The sequence below is a fragment of the Stenotrophomonas sp. 10L48 genome, assembly GCF_056395105.1.
In genome coordinates this window covers 175,150-192,214 of record NZ_JBFTIX010000006.1, presented here as the reverse complement: position 1 = coordinate 192,214, position 17,065 = coordinate 175,150, and the positions used below count along the sequence as shown (strand labels likewise).

Below are 17,065 nucleotides of genomic sequence, written 5' to 3'. Positions count from 1 at the left end.
GGCTTTGGCAGGCGCCGACCTTGGTCGACGAATGCGGCGCCAACCAAGGTTGGTAGCTACCGAGGGATCGGCTAGCCCATCAGCACCTGGCCGCCATCGACATTGAGCACGTGGCCGGTGATCCAGCGCGCCAGCGGCGAGCACAGGAACAGCGCGGCATCGGCGATCTCGCGCGGCTGCCCGAAGCGGCCGAACGGAATCTTCGCCAGGGTGCCGTGGTACAGGGCGGGATCTTCGACACGACGTCGATCCCAGAGGCCATCGGCAAATTCGATCGAGCCCGGTGCGATGGCGTTGACCCGGATCCGGTCCGGCGCCAGCGCCAGGGCCTGCGACGTCGTGTAGTGCGACAGCGCGGCCTTGGCCGCCGCATACGGTGCGCCGCCGGGACGCGGTTGCTGCGCGGCGATCGAGGACAGGTTGAGGATGCAGGCGTCGGACGAGGCGCGCAGCCACGGCAGCGCAAGGCGCGAGGCGCGGACCGCCGCCATCAGATCGATCTGCAGGCTGGCGGCCCAGCCGTCTTCGTCATCGGCCATGCCGTAGCCGGTGGCGTTGTTGACCAGCACATCGATGCCGCCGAGCGCGTCGGCAGCGGCCTGCAGCCAGGCGCCGATGCGGCCGAGGTCGCCCAGATCGGTGGCGAAGGTGTGCAGCTGCGTGCTCTGGGCCTGCGCATCGGCCTGCAGGGCGTCAAGTCCGGCCTGGCCGCGGGCGCAGGCCGAGACCTGCGCACCGGCGCGGGCGAAGGCCAGCGCCAGTTCGCGGCCGATGCCCTTGCTGCCACCGGCGATCAGCACCCGGCGGCCGGTGAAATCGATCACCGGCCGGCCGTCGCGCGGGGAGGCGCTCTCCGCCATCACAGGTCGAACTTGATGCCCTGGGCCAGCGGCAGCGAATCCGAATAGTTGATGGTGTTGGTCTGGCGGCGCATGTAGACCTTCCATGCATCCGAACCGGACTCGCGACCACCGCCGGTGTCCTTCTCGCCACCGAAGGCGCCACCGATTTCCGCGCCCGAGGTGCCGATGTTGACGTTGGCGATGCCGCAGTCCGAACCGGCCGCCGACAGGAAGCGCTCGGCGGTCTTCAGGTTGGTGGTGAAGATCGACGAGGACAGGCCCTGCGGCACGCCGTTCTGCATGTCGATGGCTTCGTCCAGCGTGCTGTACTTCATCACGTACAGGATCGGCGCGAAGGTCTCGTGCTGCACCACTTCATCGCTGTTCTTCAGGCCGGTGACGATGGCCGGCAGCACGAAGTTGCCTGCGCGGTCGATGCGCGTGCCGCCGGTTTCGATGGTGCCGCCGCTGGCCTTGGCCTTTTCGATGGACGCCAGGAACTGCTGCACGGCGCCGTCGCTGTTGAGCGGGCCCATCAGGTTGGCCGGGTCGGTCGGATCGCCGATCTTGCCTTCCACCTGCTTGTACGCCTTGACCAGCGTGGCCAGCACGTCGTCATGGATGGATTCGTGCACGATCAGGCGGCGGGTGGTGGTGCAGCGCTGGCCGGCGGTGCCGACCGCACCGAACACGATGCCGGGAATCGCCAGCTTCAGGTCGGCGGTTTCGTCGAGGATGATCGCGTTGTTGCCGCCCAGTTCCAGCAGGCAGCGGCCAAGGCGGTGGGCGACCTTCTCGGCGACCGTGCGGCCGACCTGGGTCGAGCCGGTGAAGCTGATCAGCGGCACGCGCTTGTCGGCCACCATCTTTTCCGACAGCGCGGTGCCGGCGTCGTTGATCAGGAAGAACAGGTCCGGGAAACCGGCATCGCGCAGCGCTTCATTGCAGATGCGCATCGAGGCGATGGCGGTCAGCGGCGTCTTGTTGGACGGCTTCCACAGGCAGATGTCGCCGCAGATCGTGGCCAGGAACGAGTTCCATGCCCACACCGCCACCGGGAAATTGAACGCGCTGATGATGCCGACCAGGCCGAGCGGCTGGTACTGCTCGTACATGCGGTGGCCGGGGCGTTCGGAATGCATGGTGTAGCCGTACAGCATGCGGCTCTGGCCCACGGCGAAGTCGGCGATGTCGATCATCTCCTGCACTTCACCGTCGCCTTCAGGCTTGCTCTTGCCCATTTCCAGCGCGACCAGCGAACCCAGCGCATCCTTGTGCTTGCGCAGCGCTTCGCCGCACAGGCGCACTGCTTCACCGCGACGCGGGGCCGGCGTGGTGCGCCAGACCTTGAAGGCTTCCTGGGCGCGCGCGATGACGGTTTCGTACTCGGCTTCGGTGGTGGCGCGGACCTGCGCGATCGGCTCGCCCGTGGTCGGATTGATCGGGGTGATCAGTTCACCGCCGGTAGCGCTCGACCACTCCCCGTTGCCCAGGTAGGTGCCAGCGTTGATCGCGTCCAGACCAAGGGACTTGAGCAGCTCGGAAGACATGCAGACTCCTGTGTTTCGTTACGTTGTGTTTGGTGCCGTCGCGGGCAGGTGGGGGCGCGACGAACTGAGCCGCCGATGGTAGCAGAGCGCCCGGACTGGCCATGGTGCGCCGCGCCAGTGGCAATGGTGTGGCAGATGAAAGCTTGGAGGGCAGGGCGGCTTGCCTGTAAACTTGGCGGCTGCATGGCCCCGTAGCTCAGCTGGATAGAGCGTCCCCCTCCTAAGGGGAAGGTCGCCCGTTCGAATCGGGCCGGGGTCACCATAATCAATGACTTAGGTCAGCACAGTGGCGTGCAATTCCCACTGTTTCCCGCATATCCACAGGATTTGGTCCCAGTGGTCCCAGCGGTCCCGCTCAGTACCTGAGCTTCGCCACAGCGCCATCGTCGCCTTCAGGCGTCAGATGGGCGTAGAACTTCTCGGTCGTGGCGTAATCGGCGTGGCCCGCCAAGATCTGCACCCTTCGCAACGGCACCCCAGCGATGACCATATGGGCGCAGAAGGTGTGCCGTAGCCGGTGCAGGCTGCCGCCGATTCCCGCACGCTTGGCATCCGAGGCGAACCAGTCGGATACCGTGTCCTTGTGCACGGCGACCAGCGGATCGGGTAGGTGGCGCAGCGCCCAGCGCGCATACCGGTTCAGCGGCACCTCGCGCCACTTGCCCGACTTGGTGCGTCCCTCGCCATCTTCGTCTGGATCGCTCTCGACCCTGAGCTTCCGCCCGGTCACTGAATCCTTGCCCAGCCCAACCAGCTCGCCACGGCGCAGCCCCGTGTGGGCCATGAACAGCCACAGGGGCGCCCGGCTTGGGTTTGCTCGGTAGAGCTTGCGCATCGCCCCCCGGTCGTAGAACCGCACGGCGACGCTACGGACGCCGCGCGGTGCCTGGGTTTCCTCCAGCGGGTTGAAATCCAGTTCCTTCCACTTCACGCCACGACGAAATGCCGCCTGCAGCCTGCGCACTTCCTTGCCTACGGTCTCCGGGGCCACCTTATCTTTGGTCAGGCGGTCCGTCTTGTAGGACTCCATTTCCATCGGCCGCAGGGTATCGATGGGGCGATGGCCGAACCGGGCAATGAACAACCGAACCTCGCTCTTGGCCTTGCCGTGCGTGGTCGGGTGCTCGGCCTTGTACCAATCCAGGTACGCCTCCAGGAAGTCCCTGACAGTGGGTAGCCGGGGAAGGATACGCACGCCATGGGTCAGTTCCGCTTCTTTCGCTGCTCGTACGCCCTCAGCTTCGCGTGGGCCGACGCGACCAATGGCGACACGGCTTCGCTTGCCGCCTTCCCGCCAGTTGAGGTACGCGGCGCCGTCCCGCCAGAAGATTGTGACCTTGACCATTGTCTGGAGCCGTAGATTGCAGAGTAGAGGGCAGCTTTCTCGTAGAGCTTTCTGCCCATGAAATTTCGGGGTTCGATGCCGTAGTCGGCGATGTTCGAATCGAACTGGCTTCGGGACACCCCGCAGTAGTGCGCGGCCTCGTCCACGGTCAGCCAGTCCTTTCCGACGATGTCCAGCTTTTCAGCAGCTCCCATCGGGTCCTCCTTCAGTTCGCGGCCAGCGCAGCGCGCAGCTGCTCGTCTGGATCCGGATAGCAGTCCATGTAGGCGCCGATCACTTCGGCCGCGACTTGCGGGACGATGGCGTTGCCGTAGGCGCGCAGGCGTCCCACGCGGCCGGGAACCCCATGAGCCAGCAGACGAATGCTGGGTTCAAACCGCCGGGCTTTCCCGTCGTGTCCGATGATCCATCCGGCTTGATCCCAAGCGCCAGGGCTACCGACTGATTCAGCGGCACTCCAGTGTCGTGTGGGCGCGGAGGAAGGATCCCGCGGTTCGCATCCGTTGCCGTTGCTGTCGGCCACATTACCGCCGCTGCACTCACCGCGGCCAGGTCCGGTCCATGGCTTCTCGCCGCTTCCCTGATCGCACCCTCCGTCGACCGAACGCCCTTGTCCGCCAGCGATGCAGTCGGCGTGGGCCAGAGCGCGTGCATCAGCGCGATCATCATTGGAAGCGTCTTTCCCTTCGGATTTGCCGCCCACTTTGCATGGAACTCGGGTGTCGCCGATTCGCTGCGCCAGTCCCTGGCCGCCGGCGTGGGCCACAAACCAGAGGCGGTCCCGTCGGTGGGGCGCGTCGACGGCACAAGCCGGGACAACCACCGCCCTGCAGGCGTAGTCGATTCCTTCCAGGTCAGCAGACACTCCGTCGAGCCAGTTCTTGCCAACCGCCGCCGCAACCTGCTCTCCCATGACGACAGCGGGCCGTCGGGCACGGATGAGGCGAAGGAAGTGGGGCCACAGGTGCCGATCGTCATCCTGGGCTTTTCCCTTACCCGCGACAGAGAACGGCTGGCACGGGGCGCTGCCGGTCCACAGCTCGCGGTCGTCGGGCCACCCAGCAAGTCGAGCTGCAAGGGACCAACCGGCGATGCCGGCGAAGAAGTGGCACTGCCGGTATCCGGCGAGGTCTGAGGGTTGAACATCGGTGATGCTCCTGGTGTCGACATGGCCTGGCGGGATCAGCCCGGCATCGATGAGGTTGCGGATCCACTGCGCGGCGTAGGGATCCCATTCGCTGTAGTAGTTCATCGGGCGCCCCCGGTGGCGTGTGCCATCACCCGCTGCGCCTCGGCCATGTCGCCGCGCGCCAGCGCCTGCAGGGCCAGCCCACGGGCCTCCCATGTGCGCACGGTTGCCGGCCGAGCCTCAGACAGATCCACCCCGGACATGCTGGCCAGCTGCCGCCCGATCTCGCGGTGGTCGGTAGGTTCAGCCATGAGCGCACCTCCGCCAGCACCAGCGCAGCCCTGCGCGCGCGGTGCGGTATGCGCGGCTGATCGCCCACAGGGTGGCCAGTCCTGCCAGGAACCCGGCCATGGCGAACACGTGGACCATTGCAGCGGTGAGCAGCTGGTCAGCCATCACCGATCTCCCGAACGTTGTGCACTGACTTCCCGGCCGGCGCTGTCCAGTGCCTCACGGATCACGCGGAGGCCATCCGTCATTTCGCCGCTCCAGTAGCTTCCCGTGCTGGCCTTGTCCGCCAGCGACTGCGCCTGAGCGGCGATCAGACGCAGCTGGGTTTCGAGCTGGCGGCTCATTTGCCCACCGCCTGGCTGTCTGCCTGGTCCTGGTAGAACTCATGGGCGCGATCCAGCTCGGTGCGGATGTAGTCCTGCCACCAGCCAACATCGCCGCCGCCGCCGTCACCCAGCAGCCCGGCGTCGTAGCGATCCAGCTGCAGACCAAGGTCCACGGCCTGCGCGAACGGGGCGGCGTAGAGCGGAATCGGAGGTTCGTCGTCATCGCAGTACGCGGCGGCTTCCGCGAACGTCGGATACAGCATCGGTTCGTCGTGGTGCGTCATCCATGCCACCGGCTCCCCCACCGGCTGGCGGGCGGCGAGGGCGGCTTGCAGTGCCTGGCGCGCATCCTTCTGGCATGCTTCGCGGTACGCTTTACGGCTTTCGTGCTCGTACCCGTGATGCATAACCTTGCACGCGGCATCGACCATAGCGTCAGTAACCAGCTCACCCTCAGGCTGGGCGCAGCCGCCGTAGATTCGAACCGGCTGGCGGGCGGCGAGTGCTGCGGCAAGATCATCTGCTACGTCCATGTCGCTTTGGGACCAGCCATGATCCATAGTGAAGTTGCCGAGCGATTCGTGGACTCGATCCAGCAGGCTACGGCTGACCTTGATTTCGTCCCCCTGACCACCCGGGGCGGGCTGGGCGGAGAGGGATTTCCCGTCTCGCAGCCCCAGCTCGTAGGCGTCAGTGAAGTACTTGGGCTGGGCGGAAAGTGCGGCTTGCCATGCCAGCCACGCGTCGTGGGTAGCCTCTTCGACGTAGCGAAGGCCGGTCCACTCCATTTCGTAGTTGTTTCCTTCGGCCCACGCCTCAAACCGCGCACGCTCCGAGGAGGGCAACTGCACGCATCCGCCGTGCTTCACGGTTGCCAGGGTCTTGTCGTTGCTCATGCTGATTCTCCTTTGACGCGGGCGAGGCCAACGCGCAGGCTTGCAAGATCGGAATTGAAGACAGATGAGGTGACGCGCGCCTGTTCAATCGCTTTGCGCTCCAGTCGGTCCGCAGCCTCGATAAGCTTGGCGACTGCGGCGATGGCAGCTTCGATTCGGTCCCAGCGCTCGCAGTCAATTTCGTCGCCGTCTGGACGGCACGGACCAATCCATGAAAGCTGGCTACGAAGCACCGCCAGCACATCAACAGCCAGGGTGGCGGGGGTCTTGTCGGTGGTCATGGCTTCTTGCTCCGATGAATGGCGTTGATGACAGAGCGCCTTGCGATTCGAGCGGCTTTGGCATCGCTGATTCGCTCTTCGCCAAAGTGGAGGCAATAAGCGCGTGCGCCTTCTATGGTCGCTGCCTGATAGCCGTCCTCGCCGTTGACCACGATCCGCACTGCCATGCCCAACTCCAGCAGCTCGTACCGACCGGACTTGCTTGGCAGGTCGCCATCCCAGAGAGGTCCGTTCTCCACAAGGGCGATGAGAGTGTCCAGTGCACCGCCCGAAAGGGACTTGTCGGTGGTCATGCGCGTGCTCCCTGCTTCGTGCGGCTGCGGTGGCCACCCTCGACCACCTCGCGGCGGGTGGTGGTGGATCGGTCGATGGGGCTGTTGCCTAGCTTCTGGACCTTGCCGCCGGAGCGCAGGAACTGCGCCACGTCGTCGGCGATCTCCTGCCGCTGGCGGTTCTTCTCGGCCTGCGTGGCCAGGTCGAAGGTCGGCCGTACGTGGATGCTGGTCATGCGCTCTGCTCCAGTTCGGCCAGAAGCGCGTCGGCAATCTGGATGCAGTAGCGTGCGTCGTGCTCAGGCATGAAGTGAGTTGCATGGGCCTTGTTTGCCAAGAACCGCTGCATAGCCATTGCCGCGATCAGTTCGCGCTTGGTCAGGCCAGTGACCTGCCCCTGTTGGACCAGAATCGATGAGTAATGCTGGGGGCAGCCATGCTCATTGAGCATCGGGGCTGTAGGCATATCTCCGTTCTTCATCGTTGCGTCTCCTGATGCGCCAGAAGCGGCCAACGAGTGCGGCGCTGCCAGCTGTGGGTGAGGTGGTTCAGTTCGACCTGCAGCGGATCGGCGCGCAGGGGTTTCAGCGGATCGCGCAGGCGGCGGTCGGTGTTCCGGCACGGCGCGCAGTCGGCCGTGGCCTTGCCGTTCACCAGCGGGAAGAACCGCAGCGGCAGCCGGGCGGCGCATTTCGTGCAGGTCTTCATGGCCGGCCAACCTTCATCAGACTTGCCCACGTGAGCGGGTGGGCCCGGCGCTTGATCCGCTCGTAGGCGGCGTCGTTGGAGATGCCCAGGATCTCCGCCACCTGCGCGGTGGTGTAGCGCTTGCCCTCGATCACGTGTGCGTACAACTGGGCGCGCGCGAGGCCGGCACGGCGCAGGCATTTGGCGTGGCTGGGGTAGATCGTCACGTCCATTACGCTGCCTCCTGGTGGCGATCACCAGCGCGCAGGGACTGCTCGAACCCGTCGACCATCTGCCGGAACTGATCCAGGTCGGCGCGCATCTTGGCGATGAACGCCTCGTCGCGGTCGAAGCGGCGCCACCACAGCTGGCGGTTCGCCGAGACCAGGGCGGGGCAGTACAGGCCGATGTGCCACCACTCGCGGTCCGTCAGCCACATGCAACCCTGCGCCTGCTCGAACACCTCGCTCGCATCGTCATCGATGTGGAAGGCGCGCAGCTTCTCCGGGTTGATGAAGCACTTGTATTCGCTGCCGCCGGCATCGCCGATGAAACCGTCCGCCGAGCAGCCGTAGTTGCCGCAGTCGCTCAGGACGAACCCGGCGCGCTTCACCAGCAGGCCGGACTGCACCTCATGCTCGGCGCGGGCAAACGGCTCCAGTTCGTGTCCGCGGCGCATGGCGTAGGTCTCGAAACCTTCGTCCAGCGGCTGACCGCTGATGCGCTCGACGGCCAGACGGAAGGCGTAGTTCTTCGACGCTTCGCTGAAATCGCCGATGGGCTCGCCGGCCAGCGCCTTCTCGATCACCGCCGACTTCGGCACGGCCTTGTAGCCGGAGGCCTCAGCAGCCGCCTTGGGCGCCATGCCGGCCAGCACCGAATCCACGTAGGTGCGCTGCTGGTCGGTCAGCTCGCCAACACGCGAGCGCGCGGTGGAGAACATGCTGGCGGTGATGACGCCGGCGCGGGCGTTGTGCCATGCGTCGCTGCCCTGGTCGCAGTGGATCAGCTTCACGGGGCGACCTCCTCAGCCTCGGCGCGCTCCGCCTCAGCCTTCAGCGTCTCGTGGCCCGACTGGCCGATCATCTTGCGCTGCTCGGGGCTCAGCTTGCCCCACGCGTCGGCATAGGCGTCCAGACCGGCCTTCGCAATCTCCTGCAGGCCCGCGTACAGCGCCTGGCGCTCGGGCGTGTCCTCCGGCTCGGCGGGCAGCTGACGGGTGCGGCTGGCCGGCGCGCGCTCGGCGCGTACAACCTCGCCTTCGATGATGCGCTCAGCCTCGTCCTGCTCGTAGATGCCCACGAAGCCAAACGCCAAGCGCGCGCACTGGATCATCGCCTTGTGGCGCAACATGCGGCGCGGATGGGACTGCCACGGGCCAGCGTTGGAGCGGCGGCACTCGGCCATGTACTCGGTCACGCGCACCGGGCGGCTACGGTCCTTGCGGTAGATCGAGCACGTGCAGCTCTGCTCGTCCTGCTCGAAGTCCATGCCGTCGAACTGAGCGTGCGAGTTGATGATGCGCGACCAGCCGTCGACGCCGACCACCGGCACGATGCCGTTGTTCTTGTCCGGGAACGCGTAGATTTCCTTGGTCCACGGGTTCAGTCCGTACTGGTTCGCCACCACCAGCAGGGCCGTCATCTGCGCGTCGGAGACCTGGCCCTTGAAGGCGGTGGCCTTCAGTACGGCGACAAGCTCCTGCGCGTCGGCGGCGCCCATGTTCAGGGACGTGGCGAGGCTCTTGGTTTGCGAGAGAACGAGGTTGCTCATGGCTGCTCTGCTGGTAGGTGGAATAGGTGCCCGGCTCTCGGAGCCGCCGCCGGGCGGGTGCCTGGTGTGGATCAGTCGCGACTTTCGGGACTGATCGTCAGACGCCACTTGATTGCCTCGGGGCTGAATGCGCCTGCTGCCAGGCCCTCCGCGATCTGCTTGATCAGAGGCGAGTTCTTCTTCGTGAGCTGGGCAACCATCTGCTCCTTGAGCGCCGCCTGCAGCGTGCCGATCTGCTCCTCGATAGCTGCGCGCGCGGCTTTGCGGATGGCGTCACCAACGGCCCAGTCAAGCCAGCTCCTATGGGAGTGGTGGCTGTAGCTGCTCGGCTTTCCTTCGCCGTCCACCTGTGTGGAGAGAATCGTGCTGATGGCCTTCTCCAGGACATTCGCACTACCGCCCAACGCCTGCGCAATGGCCGCCGTGATGTTGGCCTGGATGATCGGCTGGATGACGTCCTGTGGAATCTGGAAAGTGGGTGCTGACATGGCAATTCCTTGGTCTCGGGGAAAAATGCCGGCGTCGTGGAATCCGGGCCGGCGCGGGGCCCGTAAGGGCGGGGGAATTCAGGCGGGCCAGACCATCAGCCAGGCGAGGTAGCCCAGCAGGCCGTAGCTGGCGAGGCAGGCGGCGAGGTCGGTGCGGTTGCGGCAGCCGAGGAGGGTCAGGAGGCGCATCACAAGTTCTCCATGCACTCGCCGTTGCACTCGGTGTCGAAGCAACCGGGGCATGGCGGATGGTTGGACGGTTGCGTTCGCTGCTGCGCACCGATTGCGCCCGTGGCCTTGGCGATGGCGGCGCGGGCCTGCTCTTGGGCCAAGCCGCACAGGCGAAGGTTTTCGTAGTACCACTCACGCCAAGCCGCCTCACCTTCCGGCGTATCGCGCTTGCCGCGCCAAGGCGCTTCAAGGTCGCCAACACCTTCCTCGCGACGCAGCCATTCGGCGAACGTCTGGCATGCCTCCAGCAGCTCCGGCGCAGCGGCGATCAGGCGGGCGTTGGCCTCGATTTCGGCGGAAGTGGATTGATTGAGCTGACAGATGAACCGGTTGTTGGGTCCGCGGACGATGTGCGTGTAGGCATCGCTGTCCTCTTGATAGGCCCACGGCCCAGGCGTGTGCTTACTGCTCATCGTTCGATTCCTCAGCAAATAGGCCGTTCACGGCCTCGTGTTGGGCTTCGGCATCGGCCAGCGACACCGGCGGGGTGATGGGCGGCAGCGCGCCAAACTGCGCGGCGAAGGCTGCATCCAGTCGGTCAAACGGGTTCATGCGGACCCTCCGGTTCGCACGCGGCCAGAGCGCGGTCCAGCCGTTCGTCTGCGGCCATCTGGTCGGCCAAGTCGCGCGCAACCAGGGAGGCGTAGGCCGCGGCGCGCAGTTCGTTGAACATGGCGGCCACTTCGTGCCCGGCCGTGATCAAGTCGCGGCGCGGGTCATCTGCTGCCAGATCACGCGCTGCGAACGAGATCAGTGTGTCCAAGACCACCTCGGCATCGGCCCGGCTCACGACAGCACCGCCTGCGCCAGCAAGCAGGCAGTCACGCCGAAGCAAAAAGCGAGCGCATAGGCGACCGTGTGGCGCAGCGCGTAGCGGTGGGCGGCGGTCATGCCGCGTACCTCTTCAGCAGCAGGTCGATCGCGCCGTTCGCGGAAATCGACTCGTCGCCAGCGGTGTCCTCAACCTTCTCGTTGACGATCCGGTCCCGCGTGCTGCGGAACAGTTCGGCCAGCTCGGCATCCTTGTGGCTGTCCAGAAGGCGAGCGGCCTTGGCCCAGAAGGTCGGGCCCTGGTAGCCCAGCACGTCCTCGAGCATGGCCGGCAGAGCGCGGAGCGATTCCAGCGCAGTGCTGTCTACCTCGGTGTCCGCCGGCAGCAGGCCATCAAAGCTCCGCTGGGCGTTCCGGGCGATGTCGGTTGCAGTGTGCAGACCCATCTTCGTCTCCAAGCCGCTCCCGGGAGTGGGTGTGCTGCGGCGTTGGGAGAACGATATGCAAAACGGGATACTTGCGCAATCCCGAACGGGATATTTTTATGCATTAGCCGACGAACGGTAGGTAGAACATCTACCTACTCAACGGCAGGTGGCGTTCCAGAGGGCTTCGTAGATCGTATCTGGTACGACCGTACGATCACCGACCTTGTCCGCAGCCTGCGAAGGAAGCGGCCGGCCAGCACCATCGCGACGTATAACGTCATGGACCGAGTAGGTCATTTGAGAGCAAGAGAATGACACGCGGGCCATGGCTTCAGCTGCCAGTGGAGACCCCAAAACCCGCTCGCCGCCTCCGACGAACTTCACCCACACGGTGGTTCCGTCCTCAGACTTCACAACGGTCGACTTGTCCACATAGACGCTCCCGCCAACGACAGTGGCGCCCACTTCAACCCACCGATCGGAGATTGCTGAGGTGGAAAGTGCGAGTGTTAGAAGTACCGCGATCATAGTCTTTGCTCCCTGACCAGTCCTGCTTCATCGAACCCGATGCCCTCAACGCGGCACTCCCTGGCTCGCTCCATTTTGTCTTTCAAGTCCAGCAGCTCGTCGTCGGTCAAACACTCGATGACCCCGCGGACGTGTGCAGTTTCCTGGCGGATCAACCAAGCCAGCCAGTACATGCGGGCCAAATCCCTAATCCGCGCATAGACGATGTCGCGGGTAGCTCCATCCATGCCCGATCTCTGAAATGGGACGACTTGGCCGCGCCTCACGATGGTTGGGGCAGAAGGCTTACGCGGCTTCATCCCCATGGCCTCAGCCATCTCTCCTGCTAGTTCCTTCAGTCGCTCGTCGCTGATCGCCATGCTGTCCTCACCCTGTTTTACGAAGCTCGGCAGCGAAGCGACGTAGGGCAACGATCACGTTGCTGTCGTCCATGATCCCAGCGGCACCTTCCTCTTGGACCACCTTCATGGCCACGTACAGGCGATCCGCATAGGTCTCCTTGGGGAGCGGCTCAGGCGCCATGGCCTCCATTTCGCTCACCAACTTCACTGCGGCTGCAACTATCTCGCGCTCCGATCCCACGGGCTGAGACGGCGAAGCGTCGGCCGAAGCGGACAGGTCAGTCCACATGACGTCACTTGCTGAGACGTTGAAGAACTTAGCGACTAAGCCAATTTTCTCGGGATTTGCCTTGTCGATCTTGTTGTTCAGGTATCGACTGACCCATGACTGGCCCGCCCCAGACTTGACGCCAACTTCAGTGGCGTTTGCCTGGTGGCGGTCAATCAGGAACTGAATATTGCGGCGGGGCAGGTCGTCGTCATGCATACAGGAATGATCCCGCATACCGTTCGTCGGACAAAATGCATTTGGGGATTCCATGCGTATCCCGAATGGGATATTTTCCTTGGCCATGAACCCCTCACTCGCCATCGAACGTCTCCGCGCCGCTGGGCTGACCGAGCAGAGCATTGGCTCTGCTGTGGGTGCCCGGCAGTCCACCATCAACCGGATTCGCCGCGGCCTGATGCAGCCGACCTATGAGGTTGGCAAGGCACTCGTTGATCTCGCCGTGACCACCGAGCGCAAGGCCGCTCGCCGGCGTCGTCCCTGACATGACCACCTCACCGACCCCGGGCAGGGAAGGGCACCACGGTGCCGCTGCCGGGAGCGGGCGGGGTCTTCCGCTCCACCTGGGTGACTTTCACCCGATCGCCGTAGCGCCTCAGCACGAACAGCCGGCCTGCAACTGGCACCAGCTCCACGACACCGCTCGACCGCTTCACCTCTGAATTCACCACTGGCCGCTCTAGTTTTGGGGAGCGGCCATTTTCAGGACCAGTCAGGGGAACGCAGGGGAACACGTTGACCCCTGCATTCCCACCAACCGGATAAGTGCATGAAAAGTCTGCAAATCACCTTCGAAGACGGCCTGACTCGCAGCAAGACGCTGCGGGAGCATATCGCCTCCCAGGTCTACAGCGGAGCCGGCGTTACCACCATCGCCGGCCGGCTCGATATGGCCCCGTCCAAGCTCAGCGAGAAGCTCGCCGGCTGCGACAGCGGCGGCAAACCGCGCGGCCTGTCGATCGATGACCTGGAGCGCTATATCGCCGAGACGCGCGACGTGTCGCCGGTTCATTACCTGATCGAGCGCTACCTGATCTCCCCCGAGGCAGCCACGGCCGAGGCACTGGCCGAGCTGCAGCAGCAGCTGGCCGGCCTGACCAGCACGCTCAACAAGCTGGGGGTCCGCTGGCCATGAAGCGCCTGCAGCTTTCGCGCGACCTGGTATGCGTTCTCGATGACGTGGACCACGCCAAGCATGGTGGGAAGAAGTGGAGCGCCAGCACGCATCGCGGCCGGCACGTCTACGCGTACCGAACTGAAGCCGGGCGGCGGATCTACCTGCACCGGCTGATCGCTGGAGCGGAGCAGGGCATGTGTGTCGATCACATCGACGGCGACACCCTCAACAACCAGCGCTCCAACCTTCGCTGCGTTACCAGCGCTCAGAACTCCCGCAACCGCCACCAGAGGATGAGAGGTGCCACTGGCGAGCGTTGTGTCCACCTGCATCCACGGGGGTTCGTTGTGCGAATCCCGTGCGCCGATGGCGGGCGCGTCTATGCCGGGGTCTTCCCGACGGTAGGTGCGGCAGTAGAGCGGCGTGACCAGCTCATCCAGCAGGAGGTCTCCATGAATCGTGATGAGTACCTGAAGCGGCTTGAAGAGTGCGTGCTGCTGGCCGAGTCCAGCCCGCCCATGACGCGCGAGCAGATCGTCGCGCACCTGTCCCGATGCGCGGCCGAGCAGGCCAGGGCGGAAGCCCGGCGCACGGCTACGCCGCAGCCTGACCTCTTGGGAGCTGCGTAGTGGCCCGCATCCGAACAATCAAGCCTGAATTCTGGAAGCACGAGGACCTCAGTGCGCTTCCGGAGATCACGCACATGCTCGCGGCGGCGCTGCTCAACCACGCCGATGACGAGGGGTACTTCAACGCCAATCCTGCTTTGGTCAAAGCCGAGTGCTTGCCGCTCCGTGAGTACTCACTGAGCACGCAGGAAATGCTCAATCAGCTCTCAAACGTTGGCTATATCGAGCTTGGCGCGGGTGCTGACGGAAAGCGCTACGGCCGAGTGGTGAAGTTTGACGAGCACCAGCGGGTAAACCGTCCGACAGCCAGCAAAATCAAGGTGATACACATCGTTTGGGGTGATGGTTTGAGCGCTCACGGAACGCTCAGTGAGGACTCATCACCTGAAAGGAAGGGAAAGGAAGGGAAAGGAAGGGAACAGGGAAAGGAATCCACTGGCGTGGATTTGTCGACAGCCGGCGGCGATGCCGCGACTGACGACCACGCCGACAACGATGCCGAAGAAGGGCAGGACCTGCTCGGTAACCGCCCGAAGAAGCCGGCAGTGCCGAACTGCCCGCACATGGAAATCATCGACCTGTACCACGAGGTGCTCCCGGAGCTGGCGCAGGTCCGGGTGTGGGAAGAGGACCGGAAGGAGCTGCTGCGCGCCCGTTGGAAGGGGGCGCCGGAACGGCAGAACCTGGACTGGTGGCGGGAGTTCTTCGCTTCGGTGCGCGAGATGCCGTTCCTGATGGGCGAACGCACTGACCGCGATGGCCGGGCCTTCGCCTGCACGCTGGAGTGGCTGGTCAGGCCAAAGAACTTCGCCAAGGTCATCGAAGGGAACTACCTGGAGCTGCGCCGATGAACGCCGTCATGGATCCCATGGGCGACAGCGCGCCCCACAACCTCGACGCTGAGGCAGCAGTGCTGGCCGGCCTGATGCTGCACAACGCCGAGCTGGCGAACGTGCAGGACTGGCTGAGCGAGCAGGATTTCTACTCCCACCAGCACCAGGCCATCTATGCGGCGATCGTGGCCCTGTGCGGGGCCAACAAGCCCGCCGATGCCGTGACCGTCGGCGAGTGGATCTACGCCAACGTGGAGGCCGGTGCCGACGACTTGGTGACGCTGGCGCTGGAGCTGGCCGGCAGCGCCTACACCTCGGCCAACGTCGTCAGCTACGGCGAGGTGATCGTTGAGCACTCGCACAAGCGGCAGTTCATCGACATCTGCCAGAAGGCGCTGCAGGCGGCCTACAACCGTCGGGGGCATTCGGCCGAGGAACTGGCCGCGCACATGGCTTCTCGCCTCAACAGCATCGCGCCGGTGCGCTCCACGGGACTGCGGCCCTACCGGGAGGTGATGAAGCGGTTCTCCGACGAGCTGCTGGCCCGGCACCGCGACGGCAAGCCCATCGGCATGCCCACGCCGTGGGCCGACGTGAACAAGGCAATCGGCGGTCTGCAGGACGGCCAGGTCATCGTGCTGGCGGCGCGCTCCAACATGGGCAAGTCGCTGCTCGGGTTCCAGCTGGCCAGGTTCACCGGCCTGCGCGGCGATGCGGTGGCGGTGTTCTCCATGGAGATGAACGACACCGACGTGGCCGCCCGCGACGTCGCCGCGCTGGGCGAGATCCCGCTGCAGTGGATCATCGGGCAGGAGGGCTCGGACGGGAACGAGGACGCCGACCTGTACTGGTCCCGCGCCACTGCCGCCATCAGCGACATGATGGGCGCCTCAATTCTGCTGGACGACGACCCGCAGCTGAGCGCACCGCAGATCGTGGCCCGCGCCAAACGCGCGCACGCTCGCAAGCCGCTGCGTTTGGTGGTGCTGGATCACCTGCACGAGATGACGCTACCTGGGAAGCAGGACGAGGCACTGGAGCGTGGGCAGGCACTGCGCGACCTGAAGGGCTTGGCCAAGTTCCTGAAGTGCCCGGTGGTGGTGCTTGCGCAGCTCAACCGCGCCGGCGCCGAGGCAAAGCGCCCCGAGGTGAAGCACATCCGCGGCTCCGGCGGCATCGAGGAAGTGGCGGACGTGATCCTGTTCGTGCACCGCCCCGACGTCTACAACCCGAACGACCGGCCGGGCCTGGTCGAGGTGATCGTTGGCAAGGGCCGAAACATCCAGACCGGCACCGTCGTTGCCCTGCGCAACCAGTACCAGTACCAGCGCGCCGTCGATTGGGACGGCCCCGCCTACGAGTTCAACGAAGCCCCGCCCGAACCGAGGAAGCCGACGCGCCAGCTTGCGCCGCGACTCGGTAGCCGCCGTGGGCGCCAAGGAGGTGACGAATGAGCGAGATCGAATTGAAGGCCCGCGAACTGCTGGCCAGCTGCCTCAATGAGTGGGGCCACCATCAGGAGGCCGGTAACGTCCGCGACGGCGAAGACTTGGAGAGCTACGAGTTTGAGCTGCGGGTTATCGGGCAGCTGATTCGCTTCGGGTTCGACACGGGCTATGGCCACGCAACCCGCGCCCCGCAGTGGCAGCCGATTGAGTCGGCGCCGAAGACGACGCGCTCGATCTTGGTGTGGTGCCCGGAACGCCAGAACCAGTACATGGTTTTCTGGGATAGCCGCTACGAGGGCGAGTGGAGAACTGTCGGCGGCGGTACTTCGATTACCGAAGCGCCCACCCACTGGCAGCCGCTGCCCGCTCCGCCGGAGGTGGAGGGATGAAGTGGGGATCGCCTCGGCCTGAGTACAAGCGCCAGTTCCTCTGGTTCCCCCGCTGCGTCGAGGGGACTTGGTACTGGCTGGTGTGGTGCTGGACCGACTTCTGCGGCGACTGCACCGAGTTCCACTTTGAGGAGCCGAAGTGCAGTCACTGCGGTGGCGGCAACGTCTACTGCAACCGCTG

Annotated in this window: 31 protein-coding genes and 1 tRNA gene; 7 read left to right on the top strand and 25 right to left on the bottom strand. The window is 65.0% G+C overall.

What is annotated here, in order from left to right:
* Positions 1-71 precede the first annotated feature (71 nt).
* On the bottom strand, positions 72-860 hold the full coding sequence (locus AC1DCU_RS12480) for an SDR family NAD(P)-dependent oxidoreductase (protein ID WP_442251276.1): 789 nt from the start codon (positions 858-860) through the stop codon (positions 72-74).
* A complete protein-coding gene (amaB, locus tag AC1DCU_RS12475) occupies positions 860-2,392 on the bottom strand; it encodes an L-piperidine-6-carboxylate dehydrogenase (RefSeq protein ID WP_025874884.1) in 1,533 nt (510 codons plus the stop codon). The genes AC1DCU_RS12480 and amaB overlap by 1 nt, the downstream gene beginning before the upstream one ends.
* A 185-nt stretch (positions 2,393-2,577) precedes the next feature.
* Here amaB and AC1DCU_RS12470 point away from each other — a divergent pair.
* Positions 2,578-2,654: transfer RNA gene (locus AC1DCU_RS12470), tRNA-Arg, on the top strand.
* 93 nt (positions 2,655-2,747) lie between these two features.
* Here the strand turns inward: AC1DCU_RS12470 and AC1DCU_RS12465 are convergent.
* From AC1DCU_RS12465 to AC1DCU_RS12355, 23 genes are all read right to left on the bottom strand, one after another.
* Complete coding sequence (locus AC1DCU_RS12465) at positions 2,748-3,587, bottom strand: tyrosine-type recombinase/integrase (RefSeq protein WP_442251275.1); 840 nt, start codon at positions 3,585-3,587, stop codon at positions 2,748-2,750.
* 8 nt (positions 3,588-3,595) lie between these two features.
* On the bottom strand, positions 3,596-3,931 hold the full coding sequence (locus tag AC1DCU_RS12460) for a hypothetical protein (protein ID WP_442251274.1): 336 nt from the start codon (positions 3,929-3,931) through the stop codon (positions 3,596-3,598).
* 11 nt (positions 3,932-3,942) lie between these two features.
* Positions 3,943-4,989, bottom strand: a complete 1,047-nt coding sequence (locus tag AC1DCU_RS12455) for a DNA cytosine methyltransferase (RefSeq protein ID WP_442251273.1) — start codon at positions 4,987-4,989, stop codon at positions 3,943-3,945.
* Entirely contained in the window at positions 4,986-5,177 is a 192-nt protein-coding gene (locus tag AC1DCU_RS12450) for a hypothetical protein (protein ID WP_442251272.1), read from the bottom strand. The genes AC1DCU_RS12455 and AC1DCU_RS12450 overlap by 4 nt, the downstream gene beginning before the upstream one ends.
* A complete protein-coding gene (locus tag AC1DCU_RS12445; RefSeq protein WP_442251271.1) occupies positions 5,170-5,322 on the bottom strand; it encodes a hypothetical protein in 153 nt (50 codons plus the stop codon). The genes AC1DCU_RS12450 and AC1DCU_RS12445 overlap by 8 nt, the downstream gene beginning before the upstream one ends.
* A complete protein-coding gene (locus tag AC1DCU_RS12440; RefSeq protein WP_442251270.1) occupies positions 5,322-5,501 on the bottom strand; it encodes a hypothetical protein in 180 nt (59 codons plus the stop codon). Before AC1DCU_RS12440 ends, AC1DCU_RS12445 begins: the two co-directional genes overlap by 1 nt.
* On the bottom strand, positions 5,498-6,379 hold the full coding sequence (locus AC1DCU_RS12435; protein WP_478013531.1) for a hypothetical protein: 882 nt from the start codon (positions 6,377-6,379) through the stop codon (positions 5,498-5,500). Before AC1DCU_RS12435 ends, AC1DCU_RS12440 begins: the two co-directional genes overlap by 4 nt.
* Positions 6,376-6,660, bottom strand: a complete 285-nt coding sequence (locus AC1DCU_RS12430) for a hypothetical protein (RefSeq protein WP_442251268.1) — start codon at positions 6,658-6,660, stop codon at positions 6,376-6,378. Before AC1DCU_RS12430 ends, AC1DCU_RS12435 begins: the two co-directional genes overlap by 4 nt.
* Complete coding sequence (locus AC1DCU_RS12425; RefSeq protein WP_442251267.1) at positions 6,657-6,953, bottom strand: hypothetical protein; 297 nt, start codon at positions 6,951-6,953, stop codon at positions 6,657-6,659. Before AC1DCU_RS12425 ends, AC1DCU_RS12430 begins: the two co-directional genes overlap by 4 nt.
* Positions 6,950-7,168 (bottom strand): hypothetical protein, encoded by a 219-nt coding sequence (locus AC1DCU_RS12420; RefSeq protein ID WP_442251266.1) that lies wholly within the window; start codon positions 7,166-7,168, stop codon positions 6,950-6,952. The genes AC1DCU_RS12425 and AC1DCU_RS12420 overlap by 4 nt, the downstream gene beginning before the upstream one ends.
* The gene (locus tag AC1DCU_RS12415; protein WP_442251265.1) at positions 7,165-7,413 is read right to left on the bottom strand and encodes a hypothetical protein; all 249 of its coding nucleotides are present in this window, start codon (positions 7,411-7,413) and stop codon (positions 7,165-7,167) included. Before AC1DCU_RS12415 ends, AC1DCU_RS12420 begins: the two co-directional genes overlap by 4 nt.
* Complete coding sequence (locus tag AC1DCU_RS12410) at positions 7,410-7,640, bottom strand: hypothetical protein (protein WP_442251264.1); 231 nt, start codon at positions 7,638-7,640, stop codon at positions 7,410-7,412. The genes AC1DCU_RS12415 and AC1DCU_RS12410 overlap by 4 nt, the downstream gene beginning before the upstream one ends.
* Entirely contained in the window at positions 7,637-7,852 is a 216-nt protein-coding gene (locus AC1DCU_RS12405; protein ID WP_442251263.1) for a hypothetical protein, read from the bottom strand. Before AC1DCU_RS12405 ends, AC1DCU_RS12410 begins: the two co-directional genes overlap by 4 nt.
* Positions 7,852-8,634, bottom strand: a complete 783-nt coding sequence (locus tag AC1DCU_RS12400) for a lambda exonuclease family protein (protein WP_442251262.1) — start codon at positions 8,632-8,634, stop codon at positions 7,852-7,854. Before AC1DCU_RS12400 ends, AC1DCU_RS12405 begins: the two co-directional genes overlap by 1 nt.
* Positions 8,631-9,392 carry a phage recombination protein Bet gene (gene bet / locus AC1DCU_RS12395; protein WP_442251261.1) on the bottom strand — a complete coding sequence of 254 codons (762 nt, stop codon included), beginning with the start codon at positions 9,390-9,392 and terminating at the stop codon, positions 8,631-8,633. The genes AC1DCU_RS12400 and bet overlap by 4 nt, the downstream gene beginning before the upstream one ends.
* Before the next feature lie 71 nt (positions 9,393-9,463).
* Positions 9,464-9,880, bottom strand: coding sequence for a hypothetical protein (locus AC1DCU_RS12390; RefSeq protein WP_442251260.1), 417 nt, complete (start codon positions 9,878-9,880; stop codon positions 9,464-9,466).
* A gap of 188 nt (positions 9,881-10,068) precedes the next feature.
* Positions 10,069-10,524, bottom strand: coding sequence for a hypothetical protein (locus AC1DCU_RS12385; protein WP_442251259.1), 456 nt, complete (start codon positions 10,522-10,524; stop codon positions 10,069-10,071).
* Positions 10,514-10,663 carry a hypothetical protein gene (locus AC1DCU_RS12380; protein WP_313251119.1) on the bottom strand — a complete coding sequence of 50 codons (150 nt, stop codon included), beginning with the start codon at positions 10,661-10,663 and terminating at the stop codon, positions 10,514-10,516. Before AC1DCU_RS12380 ends, AC1DCU_RS12385 begins: the two co-directional genes overlap by 11 nt.
* On the bottom strand, positions 10,650-10,901 hold the full coding sequence (locus AC1DCU_RS12375) for a hypothetical protein (protein WP_442251258.1): 252 nt from the start codon (positions 10,899-10,901) through the stop codon (positions 10,650-10,652). Before AC1DCU_RS12375 ends, AC1DCU_RS12380 begins: the two co-directional genes overlap by 14 nt.
* Before the next feature lie 97 nt (positions 10,902-10,998).
* Complete coding sequence (locus AC1DCU_RS12370; RefSeq protein ID WP_442251257.1) at positions 10,999-11,328, bottom strand: hypothetical protein; 330 nt, start codon at positions 11,326-11,328, stop codon at positions 10,999-11,001.
* A 138-nt stretch (positions 11,329-11,466) separates the two neighbouring features.
* Entirely contained in the window at positions 11,467-11,838 is a 372-nt protein-coding gene (locus tag AC1DCU_RS12365; RefSeq protein ID WP_442251256.1) for a surface-adhesin E family protein, read from the bottom strand.
* Positions 11,835-12,197 carry a hypothetical protein gene (locus AC1DCU_RS12360; RefSeq protein WP_442251255.1) on the bottom strand — a complete coding sequence of 121 codons (363 nt, stop codon included), beginning with the start codon at positions 12,195-12,197 and terminating at the stop codon, positions 11,835-11,837. Before AC1DCU_RS12360 ends, AC1DCU_RS12365 begins: the two co-directional genes overlap by 4 nt.
* 7 nt (positions 12,198-12,204) lie before the next feature.
* A complete protein-coding gene (locus tag AC1DCU_RS12355; protein WP_442251254.1) occupies positions 12,205-12,753 on the bottom strand; it encodes a hypothetical protein in 549 nt (182 codons plus the stop codon).
* Between AC1DCU_RS12355 and AC1DCU_RS12350 the strand changes: the two genes are divergently transcribed.
* The 6 genes from AC1DCU_RS12350 to AC1DCU_RS12325 all read left to right on the top strand — a co-directional run bounded on the left by AC1DCU_RS12350 (position 12,752) and on the right by AC1DCU_RS12325 (position 16,884).
* Positions 12,752-12,952, top strand: a complete 201-nt coding sequence (locus AC1DCU_RS12350) for a hypothetical protein (protein WP_442251253.1) — start codon at positions 12,752-12,754, stop codon at positions 12,950-12,952. The genes AC1DCU_RS12355 and AC1DCU_RS12350 overlap by 2 nt on opposite strands.
* Before the next feature lie 285 nt (positions 12,953-13,237).
* Positions 13,238-13,603: a hypothetical protein gene (locus AC1DCU_RS12345; RefSeq protein WP_478013530.1), complete on the top strand. Its 366-nt coding sequence runs from the start codon at positions 13,238-13,240 to the stop codon at positions 13,601-13,603.
* Entirely contained in the window at positions 13,600-14,214 is a 615-nt protein-coding gene (locus tag AC1DCU_RS12340; protein WP_442251251.1) for an HNH endonuclease signature motif containing protein, read from the top strand. Before AC1DCU_RS12345 ends, AC1DCU_RS12340 begins: the two co-directional genes overlap by 4 nt.
* The gene (locus AC1DCU_RS12335) at positions 14,214-15,065 is read left to right on the top strand and encodes a hypothetical protein (protein WP_442251250.1); all 852 of its coding nucleotides are present in this window, start codon (positions 14,214-14,216) and stop codon (positions 15,063-15,065) included. The genes AC1DCU_RS12340 and AC1DCU_RS12335 overlap by 1 nt, the downstream gene beginning before the upstream one ends.
* Positions 15,062-16,501, top strand: a complete 1,440-nt coding sequence (locus AC1DCU_RS12330) for a replicative DNA helicase (protein WP_442251249.1) — start codon at positions 15,062-15,064, stop codon at positions 16,499-16,501. The genes AC1DCU_RS12335 and AC1DCU_RS12330 overlap by 4 nt, the downstream gene beginning before the upstream one ends.
* Positions 16,498-16,884: a DUF551 domain-containing protein gene (locus AC1DCU_RS12325; RefSeq protein WP_442251248.1), complete on the top strand. Its 387-nt coding sequence runs from the start codon at positions 16,498-16,500 to the stop codon at positions 16,882-16,884. Before AC1DCU_RS12330 ends, AC1DCU_RS12325 begins: the two co-directional genes overlap by 4 nt.
* Positions 16,885-17,065 lie beyond the last annotated feature (181 nt).

Excerpts from the sequence above, each read along its gene's own strand:
- AC1DCU_RS12480 (WP_442251276.1), bottom strand. The coding sequence starts at position 860 with ATGGCGGAGAGCGCCTCCCCGCGCGACGGCCGGCCGGTGATCGATTTC.
- amaB (WP_025874884.1), bottom strand. The coding sequence starts at position 2,392 with ATGTCTTCCGAGCTGCTCAAGTCCCTTGGTCTGGACGCGATCAACGCT.
- AC1DCU_RS12460 (WP_442251274.1), bottom strand. The coding sequence starts at position 3,931 with ATGGGAGCTGCTGAAAAGCTGGACATCGTCGGAAAGGACTGGCTGACC.
- AC1DCU_RS12455 (WP_442251273.1), bottom strand. The coding sequence starts at position 4,989 with ATGAACTACTACAGCGAATGGGATCCCTACGCCGCGCAGTGGATCCGC.
- AC1DCU_RS12450 (WP_442251272.1), bottom strand. The coding sequence starts at position 5,177 with ATGGCTGAACCTACCGACCACCGCGAGATCGGGCGGCAGCTGGCCAGC.
- AC1DCU_RS12445 (WP_442251271.1), bottom strand. The coding sequence starts at position 5,322 with ATGGCTGACCAGCTGCTCACCGCTGCAATGGTCCACGTGTTCGCCATG.
- AC1DCU_RS12440 (WP_442251270.1), bottom strand. The coding sequence starts at position 5,501 with ATGAGCCGCCAGCTCGAAACCCAGCTGCGTCTGATCGCCGCTCAGGCG.
- AC1DCU_RS12435 (WP_478013531.1), bottom strand. The coding sequence starts at position 6,379 with ATGAGCAACGACAAGACCCTGGCAACCGTGAAGCACGGCGGATGCGTG.
- AC1DCU_RS12430 (WP_442251268.1), bottom strand. The coding sequence starts at position 6,660 with ATGACCACCGACAAGACCCCCGCCACCCTGGCTGTTGATGTGCTGGCG.
- AC1DCU_RS12425 (WP_442251267.1), bottom strand. The coding sequence starts at position 6,953 with ATGACCACCGACAAGTCCCTTTCGGGCGGTGCACTGGACACTCTCATC.
- AC1DCU_RS12420 (WP_442251266.1), bottom strand. The coding sequence starts at position 7,168 with ATGACCAGCATCCACGTACGGCCGACCTTCGACCTGGCCACGCAGGCC.
- AC1DCU_RS12415 (WP_442251265.1), bottom strand. The coding sequence starts at position 7,413 with ATGAAGAACGGAGATATGCCTACAGCCCCGATGCTCAATGAGCATGGC.
- AC1DCU_RS12410 (WP_442251264.1), bottom strand. The coding sequence starts at position 7,640 with ATGAAGACCTGCACGAAATGCGCCGCCCGGCTGCCGCTGCGGTTCTTC.
- AC1DCU_RS12405 (WP_442251263.1), bottom strand. The coding sequence starts at position 7,852 with ATGGACGTGACGATCTACCCCAGCCACGCCAAATGCCTGCGCCGTGCC.
- bet (WP_442251261.1), bottom strand. The coding sequence starts at position 9,392 with ATGAGCAACCTCGTTCTCTCGCAAACCAAGAGCCTCGCCACGTCCCTG.
- AC1DCU_RS12390 (WP_442251260.1), bottom strand. The coding sequence starts at position 9,880 with ATGTCAGCACCCACTTTCCAGATTCCACAGGACGTCATCCAGCCGATC.
- AC1DCU_RS12385 (WP_442251259.1), bottom strand. The coding sequence starts at position 10,524 with ATGAGCAGTAAGCACACGCCTGGGCCGTGGGCCTATCAAGAGGACAGC.
- AC1DCU_RS12380 (WP_313251119.1), bottom strand. The coding sequence starts at position 10,663 with ATGAACCCGTTTGACCGACTGGATGCAGCCTTCGCCGCGCAGTTTGGC.
- AC1DCU_RS12370 (WP_442251257.1), bottom strand. The coding sequence starts at position 11,328 with ATGGGTCTGCACACTGCAACCGACATCGCCCGGAACGCCCAGCGGAGC.
- AC1DCU_RS12365 (WP_442251256.1), bottom strand. The coding sequence starts at position 11,838 with ATGATCGCGGTACTTCTAACACTCGCACTTTCCACCTCAGCAATCTCC.
- AC1DCU_RS12360 (WP_442251255.1), bottom strand. The coding sequence starts at position 12,197 with ATGGCGATCAGCGACGAGCGACTGAAGGAACTAGCAGGAGAGATGGCT.
- AC1DCU_RS12350 (WP_442251253.1), top strand. The coding sequence starts at position 12,752 with ATGAACCCCTCACTCGCCATCGAACGTCTCCGCGCCGCTGGGCTGACC.
- AC1DCU_RS12355 (WP_442251254.1), bottom strand. The coding sequence starts at position 12,753 with ATGGCCAAGGAAAATATCCCATTCGGGATACGCATGGAATCCCCAAAT.
- AC1DCU_RS12345 (WP_478013530.1), top strand. The coding sequence starts at position 13,238 with ATGAAAAGTCTGCAAATCACCTTCGAAGACGGCCTGACTCGCAGCAAG.
- AC1DCU_RS12340 (WP_442251251.1), top strand. The coding sequence starts at position 13,600 with ATGAAGCGCCTGCAGCTTTCGCGCGACCTGGTATGCGTTCTCGATGAC.
- AC1DCU_RS12330 (WP_442251249.1), top strand. The coding sequence starts at position 15,062 with ATGAACGCCGTCATGGATCCCATGGGCGACAGCGCGCCCCACAACCTC.
- AC1DCU_RS12325 (WP_442251248.1), top strand. The coding sequence starts at position 16,498 with ATGAGCGAGATCGAATTGAAGGCCCGCGAACTGCTGGCCAGCTGCCTC.